General features: G+C 64.7%; 13 protein-coding genes. 9 read left to right on the top strand and 4 right to left on the bottom strand.

The genetic code is table 11. The annotated features are described in order from the left end of the window. The first annotated feature begins 296 nt into the window (after positions 1 to 296). The 8 genes from NS365_RS16535 (at position 297) to NS365_RS16500 (ending at position 9,084) form a co-directional block, all read left to right on the top strand. Positions 297 to 1,565 (top strand): polysaccharide biosynthesis/export family protein, encoded by a 1,269-nt coding sequence (locus NS365_RS16535; protein ID WP_058601405.1) that lies wholly within the window; start codon positions 297 to 299, stop codon positions 1,563 to 1,565. A 96-nt stretch (positions 1,566 to 1,661) separates the two neighbouring features. Continuing rightward, positions 1,662 to 2,747 carry a glycosyltransferase family 4 protein gene (locus tag NS365_RS16530; protein ID WP_058601404.1) on the top strand — a complete coding sequence of 362 codons (1,086 nt, stop codon included), beginning with the start codon at positions 1,662 to 1,664 and terminating at the stop codon, positions 2,745 to 2,747. Between the two features lie 137 nt (positions 2,748 to 2,884). Next, complete coding sequence (locus NS365_RS16525) at positions 2,885 to 3,322, top strand: curlin (protein ID WP_058601403.1); 438 nt, start codon at positions 2,885 to 2,887, stop codon at positions 3,320 to 3,322. Positions 3,323 to 3,442: 120 nt separating this feature from the next. Then, on the top strand, positions 3,443 to 3,847 hold the full coding sequence (gene csgH / locus NS365_RS16520) for a curli-like amyloid fiber formation chaperone CsgH (RefSeq protein ID WP_058601402.1): 405 nt from the start codon (positions 3,443 to 3,445) through the stop codon (positions 3,845 to 3,847). 188 nt (positions 3,848 to 4,035) lie between these two features. Continuing rightward, positions 4,036 to 4,449: a hypothetical protein gene (locus tag NS365_RS16515; RefSeq protein ID WP_058601421.1), complete on the top strand. Its 414-nt coding sequence runs from the start codon at positions 4,036 to 4,038 to the stop codon at positions 4,447 to 4,449. Positions 4,450 to 4,723: 274 nt separating this feature from the next. After that, positions 4,724 to 5,284: a PAS domain-containing protein gene (locus tag NS365_RS16510; protein ID WP_058601401.1), complete on the top strand. Its 561-nt coding sequence runs from the start codon at positions 4,724 to 4,726 to the stop codon at positions 5,282 to 5,284. Between the two features lie 19 nt (positions 5,285 to 5,303). After that, positions 5,304 to 8,735, top strand: coding sequence for a chemotaxis protein CheB (locus NS365_RS16505; protein ID WP_058601420.1), 3,432 nt, complete (start codon positions 5,304 to 5,306; stop codon positions 8,733 to 8,735). 4 nt (positions 8,736 to 8,739) lie between these two features. Beyond that, positions 8,740 to 9,084 carry a response regulator gene (locus tag NS365_RS16500; protein WP_430515430.1) on the top strand — a complete coding sequence of 115 codons (345 nt, stop codon included), beginning with the start codon at positions 8,740 to 8,742 and terminating at the stop codon, positions 9,082 to 9,084. Between the two features lie 47 nt (positions 9,085 to 9,131). On the opposite strand, the gene NS365_RS16495 is transcribed toward NS365_RS16500, so the two are convergent. The 4 genes from NS365_RS16495 to hglS form a co-directional block, all read right to left on the bottom strand. Beyond that, the gene (locus tag NS365_RS16495) at positions 9,132 to 10,040 is read right to left on the bottom strand and encodes a LysR family transcriptional regulator (RefSeq protein ID WP_058601399.1); all 909 of its coding nucleotides are present in this window, start codon (positions 10,038 to 10,040) and stop codon (positions 9,132 to 9,134) included. 116 nt (positions 10,041 to 10,156) lie between these two features. Continuing rightward, the gene (amaB, locus tag NS365_RS16490; RefSeq protein WP_058601398.1) at positions 10,157 to 11,701 is read right to left on the bottom strand and encodes an L-piperidine-6-carboxylate dehydrogenase; all 1,545 of its coding nucleotides are present in this window, start codon (positions 11,699 to 11,701) and stop codon (positions 10,157 to 10,159) included. Positions 11,702 to 11,739: 38 nt separating this feature from the next. After that, positions 11,740 to 13,029: an NAD(P)/FAD-dependent oxidoreductase gene (locus tag NS365_RS16485; RefSeq protein WP_058601419.1), complete on the bottom strand. Its 1,290-nt coding sequence runs from the start codon at positions 13,027 to 13,029 to the stop codon at positions 11,740 to 11,742. A gap of 139 nt (positions 13,030 to 13,168) precedes the next feature. After that, positions 13,169 to 14,569: a 2-oxoadipate dioxygenase/decarboxylase HglS gene (gene hglS / locus NS365_RS16480; protein WP_058601397.1), complete on the bottom strand. Its 1,401-nt coding sequence runs from the start codon at positions 14,567 to 14,569 to the stop codon at positions 13,169 to 13,171. Positions 14,570 to 14,874: 305 nt separating this feature from the next. On the opposite strand from hglS, the gene NS365_RS16475 reads away from it, so the two are divergent. Beyond that, the gene (locus NS365_RS16475; RefSeq protein ID WP_058601396.1) at positions 14,875 to 15,456 is read left to right on the top strand and encodes a YqaA family protein; all 582 of its coding nucleotides are present in this window, start codon (positions 14,875 to 14,877) and stop codon (positions 15,454 to 15,456) included. The last annotated feature ends 66 nt before the right edge of the window (positions 15,457 to 15,522 follow it).

The raw sequence follows: 15,522 nt of genomic DNA, 5'->3' as shown, positions 1-15,522 counted from the left end.
GCGTTCGAACAACTATCCGAATGATGCCCTCTCGCTCGTTGCACGCAACGAGGCACGGAGGCAGTAGAAGGCGGACACCCGGTCAATTGAACCAAATTCTTCCTATGTTGCAGGTCGTTCCGACACGACATATTCGCCGATGTTAGTGATGAACCGCGTTTTTAGGCTGGCGTGGTGCTCGGCCTCTTGGAATTGTGTTAAGGGCGGACAAAACCTACGATAAGGAAGCACTCTCGGTTCTTCCGACATCCGGCATTCGACGAGGCTGGCCTCGCGTGATTCGACGAAAGATGAGAATGGCCCGTTCCGGTCTCCTGAAGATTGCCTCCTTGACGCTCGCGCTCGGGCTCGCCTCCACATCGCTCGGCGCAGCGCGGGCGGCGGATTTCAACGCCCTCGATACGGTCTCGATCAAGGTGACGGAATGGCTGCCCGCACGAGGCGAATATCGCGAGTGGTCGGCGCTCAGCGGCAATTACGCCGTCAGCGCCAATCTGACGATCTCCATCCCGTTTCTGGGCGAAGTGTCGCTAGCCGATCTCGATCGTGACACGCTCTCGGCGCGCATTTCCGCCAAGTTGCAGGAGCGCATGAGCCTGCCGGAGGCGCCTGATGTGCAGGTTCAGATCACGCAACGCGCGCCGATCTATATTCTGGGCGCCGTCGCAACGCCGGGATCGGTGCCCTACGTGCCGGGCATGACCGTTCGTCAGGCGATCGCGCTGGCCGGCGGCCTGTTCCGAGGCGCGGGCGTCGAAATGCGGCTGGAGCGGGACGCGATCACCACAGCCGGAACACTGGACGACGCGCGCGACCGCGCCAACCGTCTGCGCGCCAAGATCCATCGTCTCGAACAGGAGATCGGCGCGGAAGGCGTGACGTCCGAGAAGACGGAATCCGTCGAGGGCATTCCAGCCGATCTTCTAAGCGAGGAAGAGTCGATCCGTGAGACGCGCGCGCAGGTGCGCCAGTCCCGCATCAAGAGCTTCCAGGATCGGCGCGATCTGGCGCGGGACCAGATCAAGACCTTTGCCGATATGAAGACCAATCTCGACCGGCAGATCGAGTTGACGCGCAACGAGTTGAAGGACGTGAACAAGCTTGTGGATAGAGGTCTGGCCGTCGCCGGACGCTCGACTGGGCTGGAGCGGACGCTAACCGATCTCGAAAGCCGTCGGCTCGATCTCGACCTCGGCACGTTGAACGCCAACCTCGCGGTCAACGAAAGCGAGCGCGGCATTCTGGATGTCGATACGTCCTTCCGCATCGATACGTCCAACGAGTTGCAGACGACGCGCGCCGAACTGGACAAGGCCCGGCGCGATATTCGCGTCGCGGGCGATCTGCTGCGTGAGGCGACGCTGATCGCCCCCAGCAACGCGATCGAGCGCAATGGCGATCTGGCGGTCAATCTCGAGGTCTACCGCACGCCCTGGGGCGGCCAGCCCGTGCGCATCGACCTCGACGCACCGCTCGCCAGCCGTGACACGATCGAAATTCGTTTGGACACCAACCGGGGGCGCACATCCTCGGTTCGCGCCGAAGCGCAGACCGCCACCCCTTGAACGCGGGCGGAAGCATTCGCGGAACGGGCGAGGCCTGAGCCTCCCCCGCCAATCGGCGCGCCTGCTCGAGGCTGCGCGGCAAGGGTATGACACGCTATGATCGACATCGCTCTCAACGGACGCTTCCTGACGCGCCAGCCGACCGGCGTCGATCGCGTGGCGGAGGAAATCATCCTGGCGCTCGACGAACTTCTGGAGCGCAAAGGGAGCGACCATCCGCCCTTTCGTGCCGAGCTTCTCGTCCCTCCCTCGCAGGAGCGAAGCCTGCCGCTGAAGCACATCGGGACGCGCATCGTCGGCAAGCGAGGCGGCCACGCATGGGAGCAGACCGAACTCTCTTCGGCTGCTGGCCGGCGCTGGCTCGTCAACCTCTGCAACACTGCGCCGGCCCTTCGTCGGCGCAGCATGGTGCTGATCCACGACGCGCAGGTCTATCAGACGCCCGAATCCTATTCGCGCAGCTTCCGTCTTGTCTATCGCGTCCTGCTTCCGCTGGCCGCTCGGCGCTCGGCCGTGGTCGGCACGGTTTCCGAGTTCTCCAAGGAGATGCTGGAGCATTACGGCGTCGCGCCTAAGAGCAAGATCACGGTCCTGCCCAATGGCTGCGATCACATGAACCGCGTCGAGCCGGACGAAACGGCCGTGGAACGCTGGCAGCTTCGCGACAAGCCGTATTTCATGATGCTGGGCAGCCTCAGCGCTCATAAGAACATTCGCACCGCCCTCGAAGCGGCGGCGGCAGCGGGCATCGAGCGGCTGATCGTGGCAGGTGGCGGCAATGCCCGCGTCTTCGCCCAGTCCTCCCTGCCCCAGACGCCCAATTCCGAATTCCTCGGCCGCGTCACCGACGCCGAGTTGAAGACGCTTTACGCCCATGCGCGGGCGCTTCTGTTTCCCTCCTTCTTCGAAGGCTTCGGCCTGCCGCCGCTGGAAGCCATGAGCTGCGGCTGCCCGGTGATCGCCTCCACCGCCGCCGCCGTTCGCGAAACCTGCGGCGAGGCGGCTCTCTACGCCGACCCGCACAAGGTCTCGGATTGGACGGCGGCGATTCGCCGGCTGGATCAGGACGGCGACGAGCGCGCTCGGCTCGCAAACCTCGGCCCGGCGCGCGCGCGCGCGTTCACCTGGGAGGCCGACGCGCGTAAGCTTCTGTCCGCGCTGGCGGAGGCCGAAGCTCGCTGAAACGACGGGCTGTCAGCATTCTGCGGCAGCCTGACGAGTGAACGACATCTGAACATGCCCTTCAGGGAGGGTTCCGGCGAGAAGGCGCAGAAAGAGGGCGTGAACAAACGGTTCGCCCTCTTCTGGAGACGCCTCCCATGATCGCCAAGTCCCTTGCCTCCCTCGCCCTCGCTTCGCTGGTCGGCCTCATCAGCGCTCTGCCGGCTTCGGCCAATGATGTGCGCATCGAGCAATATGGCTGGTCCAACTCGGCCGGCGGCGCGCAGGCCGGCACGCGCAATCGCATCCGGGTCTATCAGCACGGCGGCGCCAACCGCGTGACCGGCCAGCAATATGGCCATGAGAACCTTTCGGCATCGGGACAGGAGGGCTATGGTCATTCGAGCTCGACCTATCAGCGCGGCGAGCGCAACGTGGCGGGTGTCGGTCAGTTCGGCTCCAATCACACCTCGATCCTGACGCAGGACGGCAACGGCAATATCGCCGCCGGCGTGCAGGTCGGTCGCGGTTGCTCGGCCAATGTGGCGCAGGGCGGCGGTGGCAATGTCGCAGCCTTCGTACAGACCTGCGACTAAGCCCTCATTTCCTTCCATCCACCAGCGCGCCCGGCCCAGCCGGGCGCCGGCCTCACGTCCGCTTTTTCAGGCTGCAGATGCTTTCCGGCATCGCGCCATCCAACCGCTAGGGATCGACCGATGCTTCGTTTTTCCTCTCCGTCGCGCCGGACTCTTCTGGCGCTGGGTCTCGTTCTCGCACCGGCCGCGGCCTGGGCTGCCATGTCCGGCTCGACCACCCCGAGCGGCGCGCCCGTTCGCTGCGAAATCCGGGCGACGCCTCAAGGGGGGCTTCTGGCGTTGGAAGCGCTTGTCGAAACCGACAAGAGCGTCAGCGGCCGCTATTCCCTAGAGATCGAAGGCTCGGGCAGCGGCGGGGGCACGCAACTGACGCAGGGCGGCCCGTTCGAGACCAAGGCCGGCAAGACGGCGACGCTCGGCTCCGTGACGCTCTCCAGCAAAGGCGCGCTTTATGACGTGTCGCTGGACGTCACGGTCGCGGGAAAGACGATCTCCTGTAATGAGCGCGTGAGCGGCCGGATCTGATCGGCCCAAGCCAAGATGTCATGGGACGAAGGCGCCGATTTCGGCGCCTTTTTGCGTTTCGCCCTTCGGTCTGATCGTTCGCCTTCAAAAGGAATGAATGCAATTTGAACGGCGGATTCCGATCCGGTTCAGCGGCCGGATGCGAATCTCTTCTCATCGGCCGGAAGAGCCGGATGGTGGAGATCGACATGAAAACCAGCTCGTTCAAACCCCTCGTGATCGCCCTCGCCTTTGCGGGCCTCGGCCAGGGCCTTTCGACCCTTCCCGCCCAAGCCGGCGGTCAGGTTTCCTGGTCGCTCGCCCCGTCGGATCGGGGAGCCGCCGAGGCGCTTTCGACGGGAATGCGGCTCTACTCCATCGCTCGCGACCTTCGCGGCGGCAATATCGACCAACGCGGATACGGCAATGCGGCCGGTCTGGCGCAGCGCGGACGGGGCAATATCGGCTTGATCCAGCAGCGCGGCAACGGTCATTCCGGTACGCTTCAGCAGAACGGCAACGACAATGCCTATGCGCTGTTCCAGTACGGCAAGAACGCGCGGGACGCGGTCGTTCAGAATGGCAATGGCCAGAGCGGAGCGACCTTCAGTTATGGCTGGTAATGTCGGGACGTCCTGGGCCGGCATGTCGATCGGGGCCGGTAGCCGGGGCGAGCCATTCGGCGGTCGCCCGGGCCAGCTCTCGCGTATTCGGGTGGTTTCACCCCGCCGGCTCACGGATAGGTCATGACGGCCGATCAAGGCTGGACGGGTGCTTCGCGTCGGTGAGCCTCAAGCGACCGGCTCGGCTGACCTGACGTATCGATATGCTGACCAAGCTTTCCGATCTGCTTCCAGTCCGCTATGTGCAAAGGCAGATTTGAATGGAAGCCCATCCGTGCCAGCCTTCCCCATCCCGGCCGAACTGAACGAGTATTTCGAGCGCGCGACGATCGCGCTCGCTTTGGCCTCCGCCAGCGGCGACAATCCGCTCGTTCTGGTCAATCGGGCCTTTTCCCAACTCACGGGTTACGATGCGAGCGAGGTGGTCGGGCGCAATTGTCGCTTCCTGCAACACGAGGCCGAAAACGAGGACGCAAAGGCGCGCATTCATGCGTTTCTGCGCCATCCTCAGCAGGACACGGTGCGCTCCTCCATCGTGAACTTCCGCAAGGACGGACAGCCCTTCGTCAATCTTCTCTATATGTCCAAGCTGCGGGAACGCTCGGGCAAGGTGCGCTTCATCTTCGCCTCGCAATATGACGTCAGCCGCTCCCACCCCGACAGGCTCGCACAATATGACGAGCATCTCAGCGCGGCCTTGAGCCGTCTGAGCCCTGCCCTTGCCGAAAGTGGCCTCGCCCTCGAAGGCTCGTTGATGGTGATCGCCAACACCGCCTCCACGATTGCGCAAGCCAAATTGACGCTGGCCGATCTTCAGACCGTCGATGGCCTTTGATCGGTCCGAGGCGAATTCGATGAGCAACGATAGCGCGCAGAACCGACGAACCGAGGTCTTCCTCCCGATCGTCGGCATCGGCGCGTCTGCCGGCGGGCTCGAAGCGCTACGCGAGATGCTCTCGGCCGCCCATGCTCCGACCGGCATGACCTTCGTCGTCGTCCAGCATCTCGACCCCAACCATGAAAGCATGTTGGCGCAGCTTCTGGATCGGCACACCGATCTGGAAGTCCTGCAATGCGAGGGCGGCGAGCGGCTTCAAGCCGATAAGGTCTATATCATTCCGCCCGGCCGCGGCCTTGCGATCAGCGAAGGCGTGCTGGAGCTGACCAGCTTCGCGCAGCCGCGCGGCCTGCGCCGGCCGATCGACGACTTCTTCATCTCGCTCGCCAGCGACCAGCAGGGAAACGCCGCCTGTGTGATCCTCTCCGGCACTGGCGCGGACGGCACGACGGGCCTGCGTGCCATCAAGGAGCATGGCGGCGTCTGCGTGGTGCAGGATCCTCAGTCGGCCCGCTACGATGGAATGCCGGTCTCGGCCGTCGGAACGGGCCTCGTGGATTTCGTAAAGCGACCGGGCGAAATCCTGGCTTGCCTGTCGGCCTTCTTCAACCGACGCGGCTTGGACGGCTCCGATGACGAAGCCGAACTCGTCGCCGATCACGTCGACGATCTCTGCCGGGTGCTGCGCACCACGGTCGGACACGACTTCACGGGCTACAAGCGCACGACCTTCGTGCGCCGGGTCGAGCGGCGGATGCATGTTCTCGGCATCGATTCCGGGCGAGCCTATCTCGCCCGCATTCGCAGCGACGGCGCCGAATGCGAGGCTCTGTTTCGCGATCTCCTGATCAACGTCACGCGCTTTTTCCGCGACCCTGACTTCTTCGAGACGCTTCGCGTGCAGGCGATCGAGCCCTTGATGCGCTCGCGCGACAGCGACGAGGATCTGCGCGTCTGGGTTCCCGGCTGCTCCAGCGGCGAGGAAGCCTACAGTATCGCCATGCTTTTCGCAGAGGCCGCGCGGGTCCTTGGCGTTCCGCTGGCCGTCCAGATCTTCGCGACCGATATCGACGAGCAGATGCTCCAGATCGCGCGCGAGGCGTCCTATCCGGCCTCCGCCCTCGCCGATATTCCGATCTCGCTGCGTGAACGCTACACCATGCTTCATGCGGAGCGGTTCACGATCACGGCGGAGATCCGCGATCTCATCCGTTTCTCCAGCCATAGCCTGGTGAAGGACCCGCCCTTCTCGCGGATCGATCTCCTATCCTGCCGCAATCTCCTCATCTACTTCGACGATCGGCTCCAGCAGTCCGTCCTGCCGCTGTTCCATTACGCCGTGCGGCCGGGTGGGTTTCTGTTCCTGGGACCCTCCGAAAGCGTCGGCCGGTTCGACCAGCTCTTTCCGACGATCGACCATCAGGCGAGGATTTTCACGCGCTCGCCCGGTTCCCCCAAATATCCGATCGACCTGCCGAGCGGGTCGCGCCGGCATGAAACCCGGCGCGGCGACCGGGACGAACGTCCGGCCGGGCTGACGGTTGCCGACGAGACGATCGCCGTGCGCCGGGTCGTGGATCGCTACGCGCCGCCCAGCATGGTGCTCGATCATGACGGCGGCATCATCGCCGCCTATGGCCGCCTCAGCCGCTATTTCGATTTCCCCGTAACCCGCTCGGGCGGCATCAGCGCCATCACTCTGGCGCGCTCCGGCCTGCGCGAAGTGATCGGCCCGCTGATCCGCCAAGTCCGCGACACCCGAAAGCGCCTCGTGGCGCGTGACATCGACGTCGCCTCCGAATATGGCGTCCAGCCCGTCGAGGTGATCTGCGACCCCCTGCCCGACGCCACGCTGCTTCTGGTGGTGCGCGATGCCGGCAGTTTCCGCCCGACCAGCGATCCCGACCTCGTCGAGATGAATGTCGGCGACGATCATATCGAAGTTCTGGAAGACGAGCTCCGGCTGACCCGGCATCGCCTGCGCTCGGCCGTCGAGGAACTGGAAACGGCGAACGAGGAGCTGAAAAGCTCCAATGAAGAAATGATGTCGATGAACGAGGAGCTTCAATCGACCAACGAGGAACTGTCGACCGTCAATGACGAGTTGAAGATCAAGGTCGATCAGCTGACCCTCGCCAATTCCGATCTGCGCAATTTCTACGATTCCACCGAGCTTTCCGTCGTCGTTCTCGACCATCAAATGCGCGTTCGCAGCTTCACCCGCGCCGCGACCTCGATCTTTCCACTTCAGCCGAGCGATCGCGGCCGTCCTCTGGCAGATGTTGCCAGCCAGATCGCCGGGAATGCCTATCTGACGGATGCAAGGCAAGTGGCCGATGGCGGGCCGGTGGTCCAACGGCGCGTCTCCACGCGCGATGGCCAACGCACCTTGTCGCTACGTGTCATGCCCTATCGCACGCAGACCGGCGCGATCGACGGCGCATCGCTGGTTCTCACCGACATCACCGAGGCCTTGTCGCTGGAGCGTCAGCTCGCGGCCGAGCGGGACAGGCTCGATCTCGCTTTGAAGGCGGGCGGCATCGGCATCTGGGAGTTCACGCCCGCGCTCGACACGTTGAAGCTCGATACGGCCGCCCGAACCATGCTCAGCATGAGCGAGGCCGAAACCCATCGCCTGTCGGATTTGCGCGCACAGATCGCCATAGACGACTGGCCCATGGTCGCCGAGCGGCTGAACCTGGCGGCGGACGACCTGCAGGATTTCGAGGCACGCTTTCGCATTCGCGGCGAAGCGGAGCAGTATCGCTGGGTCCGCAGCATCGGGCGCACCGTTACGACACAGGGCGAGCGGCGCATCGTCGGCGTCTCGATCGACGTGACGCCCGAATTCGCCTTGGCGGAAACGCGCGAGCTGATGCTGCGCGAGATGAACCACCGCGTGAAGAACCTCTTCGCCATTATCGGCGGAATGATCTCGGCGGGCGCGCGCACGCACCAGGACACACGCTCCTTCGCGGCCGACACGCGCGAGCGCATCATGGCGCTGGGACGCGCCCATTCGCTGGCCTCGCCCACCGGCTCCGCCGCCGTTAGCGAGCTGTCCGCCCTCGTCGCAGCAACGCTCTCACCCTACCGGGACCATATCCCGGTGCAGTTCGAAGGGCCTGCCGTCCCGATCAGTTGGCGGCATGTCTCGCCATTGGCGCTCATTCTTCACGAGTGGGCGACGAATTCCGTGAAATACGGCGCGCTGGGCCGTGACAAAGCGTCGCTCTCCGTTAGATGGCAAAGAAGCGAAAACGGCGTCGTGCTCGAGTGGAAAGAATGCATGGACTACGAAAGCGAGCCGGCACAAGGCAATGGCTTCGGTACGCTTCTGATGGAGACGTCCGCCAAGCAGCTGGACGCGGTTCTGGAGCGCCAGTTCGACAGGTCGAGCTTCTGCCTGACGCTGCGCCTTCCCCAGTCGGTGCTCGCAGATGACTAATTCGGTGATGATCGTCGAAGACGAACTCTTCGTCGCGATGGACCTTCAAGACATCATCGAGGATATCGGCCACCATGTGGACGGTCCCTATATGACGGTTCGCGAGGCCTTGGCCGCCATCGATTGCCGATTGCCGACCTGCGCGATTCTGGACGTTCAGCTTCTGGATGGCGAGGTCTATCCGGCGGCGGATCGCTTGAAGGAAGCCAGCATCCCGATCATCTTCCATTCCGGACATGCGGACGAGAAGAAGCTTCTCGCGCGCTATCCCGCCGCCATGGTCTGCGCCAAGCCCTCTTCGCCCGTCTTCCTCAGAGCGGCCATCGAGCGCCTGCTGCAACGCGGCTGACGGCGTCGCCGCACGCCATCTTTTCCTGCCGACGTGCCATGCCGCCGTCAGGTGATCGGCTCGCTCGCCTTCGTGACAGCAGCGAGCCAGTCCCGAAAAGCTTTGAGCGGCGGGAATGGATCACGCTCCTTCGGCCAGACGAGATGATAGGCTTCCGCAGAGCGCATTGGCCGATCGAAGAGCGGCACGAGTTCGCCGCGCTCGATCTCCTTGGCAATGAGAAAGCTGGGAAGGAGGGCAACGCCCAATCCCACCATCGCCGCTTGTGCGATGGTCGCGAACTGGTCGAACAACATGCCCGTCACGCCATCACTCGCGACATCATGGGCCGCGAACCATTGCTCCCAAGCTGCCGGGCGCGAGGTGATATGCAGAAGCGGAAGCTGTCGAAGCGCGGCCGGATCGCCATTCGCCGGATGCCGCGCGGCAAAGTCCGGGCTGGCGACAGGCACCACCTCCTCCGCCATCAGTTCGAGATGATGCGTACCGGGCCAGTTGGGCACGCCGAAATGAATGGCCGCGTCCATCGTGTCGAGCCGAAAATCGAACTCCACGAGACGCGTCGCGAGATTCATCGTGATCCCCGGGTTCGACGCCAGAAAGTCCGGTAGCCTCGGCGCGAGCCACCGCGTTCCGAAGGTCGGCAGGATCGCGAGATTGAGCGTGCCGCCGAACGGATTGGCCCGAATGTTGAGCGACGCCGTCGATATGCGCCGCAACGCATCCCTGATATCGCGGGAATAAGCTTCGCCCGCCGGCGTCAGCCGAACCGTCTGGCGCTCGCGCAGGAACAGCGGGACATTGAGCTGGTCTTCCAACGCCTTGATCTGCCGGCTCACGGCGCTCTGCGTCAGGCTCAGCTCATAGGCGGCTGCCGTAAAACTGCCGGTTCGAGCGGCCGCTTCGAAGGCGCTGAGCAAGCTGATGGACGGAAGAAAGCGGCGCGGTGTTTGCATGGCCCATTCCAGAACGGAATGAGGCGGGACGCAAGATCGCTTCCTTCGACGATACGCTGGGAAATGGAACGGCAGGCGGCGTCTGGAGCCGCCTGCATCGTCTACAACAAACGGACTCAGGCTTGCGCCGAGCCGCCATCCACGTCGAACTTCACGCCCTGCGCCAGCGGCAGCGAATGGCCGTAATTGATGGCGTTGGTCTGGCGGCGCATATAGGCCTTCCAGGCATCGGAGCCGCTTTCGCGCCCACCGCCCGTTTCCTTCTCGCCGCCGAAAGCGCCGCCGATCTCTGCGCCCGACGTGCCCATATTGACATTGGCGATGCCGCAATCCGAGCCGGACGCCGACAGATAGCGCTCGATCTCGCGCATGTCGGTGCCGAAAATGGACGAGGACAGGCCTTGCGGAACGCCGTTTTGAAGCGCGATGGCCTCGTCGAGATCGCGATATTTGAGGACATAGAGGATGGGCGCGAAGGTTTCTTCCACCACAGGCCCGGTCTGCGCGGGCATCTCCACCAGCGCCGGGCGCACGTAGAAGGAGGCGTCGCCATTGACATCGACGCGCTCGCCGCCGGTCACCGTGCCGCCGACGGCGGTCGCTGATTGAAGCGCTGTCTGCATCGCCTCGAAGGCCGCGCCGTCGATCAACGGCCCGACCAGCGCGTCCGATGTCAGCGGATTGCCGACCGAGATCGAGCCATAGACGCGCTTCAAGCGTGGCACGAGCGTGTCGTAGACGCTTTCATGCACGATCAGCCGGCGCATCGTGGTGCAGCGCTGGCCCGCCGTGCCCATGGCACCGAAGGCGACGGCCCGCAGCGCGAGGTCGAGATCGGCCGAAGGCGTGACGATCGACGCGTTGTTGCCGCCCAGTTCCAGGATGGCGCGTGCGAAGCGGCGCGCGAGCCGCTCGCCGACCGCGCGGCCCATGCGGGTCGAGCCCGTGGCCGAGACGACGGGCACGCGCGCATCGTCCACCAAGGCTTCGCCCACCCCGCGCTCGCCCAAAAGAAGCGTGGAGAGACCGGCCGGCGCGTCCCCGAACCGGGCGGCCGCCTTTTCGAAGATGGCCTGCGTGGCGAGCGCGGTGAGCGGCGCCTTCTCGGACGGCTTCCACACCACGGCATCGCCGCAGACGAGGGCAAGGGCCGCGTTCCAAGACCAGACCGCCACCGGAAAGTTGAAGGCGGAGATGACTCCGACGACGCCCACCGGATGCCATTGCTCGGTCAACTTGTGATCGGCCCGCTCGGACGGGATGACGAGACCGTAGAGCTGGCGCGACAGGCCGACCGCGAAGTCGCAGATGTCGATCATCTCCTGAACTTCCCCGAGCCCTTCGGAAGGCGCCTTGCCCACCTCCAGCGATACGAGGCGGCCCAGCGCATTCTTATGGGCGCGTAGTTCGTCACCGAGCAGGCGAACCAGTTCGCCGCGCCGAGGCGCGGGCACGAGGCGCCAGGCAAGATAGGCTTCGTGCGCCCGGCTGATCGCCTCGCCCACCTCTCCGGCCTCCATCATCGGCACCGAGGCCAGAACCGAACCGTCCACCGGTGAGACGACCTGACGCGCGCCCGATCCATACGCCGCCTCCCGAACGCCGAGTTCGGACAGGAGGCTCTGCGCCTCGGCGCGAAGGGAAGCGTGCGTATCGGGCATAGTCGGATCGATCCTATTGGGTGAATGAGAGTTGAGGGTCACACGCGCGCGCCCGCGAAGTGGGCGACCTGCGCGCCGACATCGTAATAGGCCTCGCGAAGCGCGCGATGGCGGACGTCTTCGGCTGGCGTCACCGGCAACGGAAGATCGGCTTCACCGATGCGGCCAAGCATGAGATCGGCCAAGCAGCGGCCGAACACGGTTCCGGGCGCGATGCCCCGTCCGTTATAGCCGCTGAACGAGATGACGTCCCGCCCGAGCTTATGAAAGCGAGGCAGGCTGTTCTCGGTCATGCCGATCTGGCCGTACCAAAGATATTCGAAACCGATCCCGCGCAACTGCGGAAAGAGCTTGGCGAGCGCCCGCTGTCCCCAGTCGCGGTGGATCGCATGGCCCGGCCCGCGCAGCGCGCCGACAGAGCCGAAAACGAGCCGCCCTTGCCGATCGAAGCGGAAGGAGCTCAAGATCTCTCTGGTGTCCCATGCGCCCTGCCGCTCTGGCAGGATCGAGCGCCGAAGCGCTTCGTCCAGCGGAGGCGTCGCCATGTTGAAATAGGGCAGATGCACCTGCTCGCGGCGCACCTCCGGCCAGATGCCCCTGGCGTAGGCATCCGTCGCCACCACCACGCGCCGCGCACGCACGACGCCGTTCGGCGTGTGCAGCCGCCATTCCCGGCCCTCGTCGGCGGCCGAGACGGCAGGGCTCGACGTGAACATCCGTGCCCCCGCTGTAATGGCGGCTTGGGCCAAGCCGCGCACATAGGCGAGCGGCTGGATCGTGCCGGCGCGCTCATCCCACAGCGCCCCGGCATAGGCGGATGTGCCGACCTTGGCGGCCGTCTCTCTTGCATCGAGCAGACGCACGGGCGCGCCCCGCGCGCGCCATTGACGCTCGCGCTCCCGGAGTTCGGCCAGCCCCTTGGTGCCGACTGCGCAATGCAGCGTTCCCTGCCGCTCCACCTCGCAAGCGATGCCGTGCCGCTCGACCAGTTCGAACACCGTGCGAGGCGCATCGCCCAAAAGGCGCAGCAGGCGCTCGCCATGCGTCTCGCCCAGCGCGGCCGGCAGGTCGTCGGGCATCACCCACATGCCCGCATTGACGAGCCCGACATTGCGCCCCGAGCCGCCGAAGCCGATCTCCTCGGCTTCGAGAACGGCGATATCGGCCCCGCCCTCCGCCAGATGCAGCGCCGCCGAGCAGCCGGTGAAGCCTGCGCCGATAACCGCCACATCGACGGACAGTTCTCCCCTGAGTGCACTCGTGTGCGGCGGCGGAGGCGCCGACGCCTCCCAGAGCCCATGGCTGCGCGGGTCGTCTTTAACGGCAATCGACCTTTCGGCATCCTGGAAATCACGTTGCGCGAATGGGCAGGGCAGAATCCTGCACCTGCAACGAACGCGACGTTTTCGAAAGCGACAGGTGCGAGAAACGCCTCGTGCGCCGGAGTGCGCCGACCACCCATCCGCCTTACGCCGCGCTGTCGTGCAGTTTGCGACGAAGCGCGGCCCGCACCTCGGCGATCGCCCGCGCCTCCGCCTCCTCATAGACCGCGAACTCATCGGCAACCGGCGCGCCGAGCGCCTGAACGAAGGCCTCCTTGCTGGCATGGCCGGCATAGCTGCGCTGCTCTTCGCCGCCGAGATTGGATTGGAAGATGCCAGCAGCCGAAACGGGCAGGAAATCCTCATAGACGATCGGATAGGCTTCGACGTAACCCGCCGCCTCAAGCGCCTCCATCGACAGAGAGTCCAGTCCGGCGGACACGTCGCTCCGGCCCTTGTCGGTCAGGACGAATCGGAAATAGCCGAGACCCTCGCGGCGAAGCGTCTCATAATCGTCCGGGAAGGCGGCGAACGCCTCGGCCAGACGCGCGGCGTAGTCGGCCCCCGCATTGCCCTGCCCGCCGGCATCGCGCACCTGCGCCAGAAGCCGATCGTAAAGGGCGCGGCCCTTACGCGTCAGCGCCAAGCCGCGCTGCTCGATTTCACCGAAACGGGCCGTGTGCGTGCCCGCCTGGCCCTCTCCTTCGCCCCGAAAGACGACAGGTTCTTCCAGCGCCTTGAAGCTCGTCTGGCGCAGAAGGATGGGGCAGCGCCGTGTCGGCGGCCCCTCGATCACGTCCTTCGCCGCGATCCCGCGCGCCGGCATCTCGGCCTGCACAGCGTCAATGTCGAGCGTGCGCGGCGTCAGATGGTTGATATGCGGACCCTTGAAGCACACGACGTCGGCGATCAGGCGATGGACCTTGAAGAGGCGGTGGTACGTGTCCGCATCGACGGTGGCTTCGCGGTGCCAGCGGAAGGTCTCCACCGCCTCGCGCACAAAATCGTCGGCCTCTTCGGACGTCAGCCCGCCCGATGCTTCAAACCGTTCGATCAGGGCCAGCGCCCCAGGCGTGAAGATGCGCCGGCGCGACAGAATCGCGGCGGCCTCGCTCCGCAGCTTTTCGTTCTCGATCAGATCGAGGCGCAGCAGCGAGGTGAAGACGCGAAACGGATTGCGGGCGAGATTTTCCTCGCGCACCGGCCGGAAGGCAGTGGAATGCACGGGCACGCCGGCCACCGACAGATCGTAATAGCCGACCGGCTCCATGCCCATCACGGCAAAGAGCCGGCGCATGGTGAAGAGTTCCTCCGCCGTGCCGAGGCGGATGGCGCCGTGGCGCTCCAGATCGATCCGCTCCAGATCGTCGGTCCGCTCGAGATCGGCTTTCAGCGCGGGATCAGCGGCCAGCGTCGCCGCGTTCACGTCCGCGACGAGTTCCATCAGCGTGCCATACTGGGGCACCTCCGAACGGTACATATCCGACATGGTGCGCGAGAACCGCGTTCGAATGTCGTCCGCCGTGGCGAAATGCGCGTCGCTCAACAGATCATCCTTTCAAGGCCGACGAAGAGGGTTCGAGCTGGTTCAGACGGGACAGGTCGGGCGCCATCTTGTCCGAGCCAGCCCGCTTCTCAAACGATGTTAGCACATGAGGTCATGCCGTCAGCGAATGATGCGAGACATTCGCGAAGCCGCTCCGGCGCTTGAAATGGGCGATCTCTGGAATCGATCGTATCCTCATCACGCCGGCATAGATCTTCCGTGAACGGAGCGGGACAAGGGACAAGTCGATTGCGGATCGGCGCCCCCGTGATAAGTCGGACTGATCAACGACTGAAGGGAGCCCCATGCTCCGATCCCTCTACGACTGGACCATGCGTTTGTCGGCAACGCCCAGGGCCGCCTATGCGCTCGGTGCGGTTTCCTTCGCCGAGAGTTCGTTCTTTCCGATCCCGCCCGACGCCCTTTTGATTCCGATGGTGATTGCAGAGCGGCGGCGGGCCTGGTCGCTCGCCTTCATCTGCACGGCGACATCCGTTCTCGGCGCCGTTCTGGGATATGTCATCGGCGCCTTACTCTTCGACGAGATCGCCGAGCCGCTTCTCGCCTTCTACGGCTATGAAAGTAAGTTTGCCGACTTCGCGCAGACCTACAACGAATGGGGTGCCTGGATCGTGCTCATGGCGGGTCTGACGCCGTTTCCCTTCAAAGTCGTCACGGTGGCGAGCGGCGCGACGGGGCTCGATCCCTTCGTCTTTATCCTGTCGAGCATCGTAGCGCGGGGCATCCGCTTCTACGCCGTGGCCGCCCTGCTCTATCGCTTCGGGCCGCCCGTCCGATCGTTCGTCGAAAAGCGCCTCGCCATGGTCTTCACACTCGGCATCATCGCGCTTCTGGGCGGCTTCGCCGCGCTTCGACTGGTGATATGATCCGGCCGCCGCCGAACCCTTCTGGATATTCGACTGAAACCGACCGCTAGTGTCAGGACTCGTTGA

It is taken from the genome of Aureimonas ureilytica, assembly GCF_001475935.1.
Taxonomy (GTDB): domain Bacteria; phylum Pseudomonadota; class Alphaproteobacteria; order Rhizobiales; family Rhizobiaceae; genus Aureimonas; species Aureimonas ureilytica_A.
Note: the sequence above shows the minus strand (reverse complement) of the source record. Positions and strands in the feature narration are given on the sequence as shown.

Excerpts from the sequence above, each read along its gene's own strand:
- NS365_RS16535 (WP_058601405.1), top strand. The coding sequence starts at position 297 with ATGGCCCGTTCCGGTCTCCTGAAGATTGCCTCCTTGACGCTCGCGCTC.
- NS365_RS16530 (WP_058601404.1), top strand. The coding sequence starts at position 1,662 with ATGATCGACATCGCTCTCAACGGACGCTTCCTGACGCGCCAGCCGACC.
- NS365_RS16525 (WP_058601403.1), top strand. The coding sequence starts at position 2,885 with ATGATCGCCAAGTCCCTTGCCTCCCTCGCCCTCGCTTCGCTGGTCGGC.
- csgH (WP_058601402.1), top strand. The coding sequence starts at position 3,443 with ATGCTTCGTTTTTCCTCTCCGTCGCGCCGGACTCTTCTGGCGCTGGGT.
- NS365_RS16515 (WP_058601421.1), top strand. The coding sequence starts at position 4,036 with ATGAAAACCAGCTCGTTCAAACCCCTCGTGATCGCCCTCGCCTTTGCG.
- NS365_RS16505 (WP_058601420.1), top strand. The coding sequence starts at position 5,304 with ATGAGCAACGATAGCGCGCAGAACCGACGAACCGAGGTCTTCCTCCCG.
- NS365_RS16495 (WP_058601399.1), bottom strand. The coding sequence starts at position 10,040 with ATGCAAACACCGCGCCGCTTTCTTCCGTCCATCAGCTTGCTCAGCGCC.
- amaB (WP_058601398.1), bottom strand. The coding sequence starts at position 11,701 with ATGCCCGATACGCACGCTTCCCTTCGCGCCGAGGCGCAGAGCCTCCTG.
- NS365_RS16475 (WP_058601396.1), top strand. The coding sequence starts at position 14,875 with ATGCTCCGATCCCTCTACGACTGGACCATGCGTTTGTCGGCAACGCCC.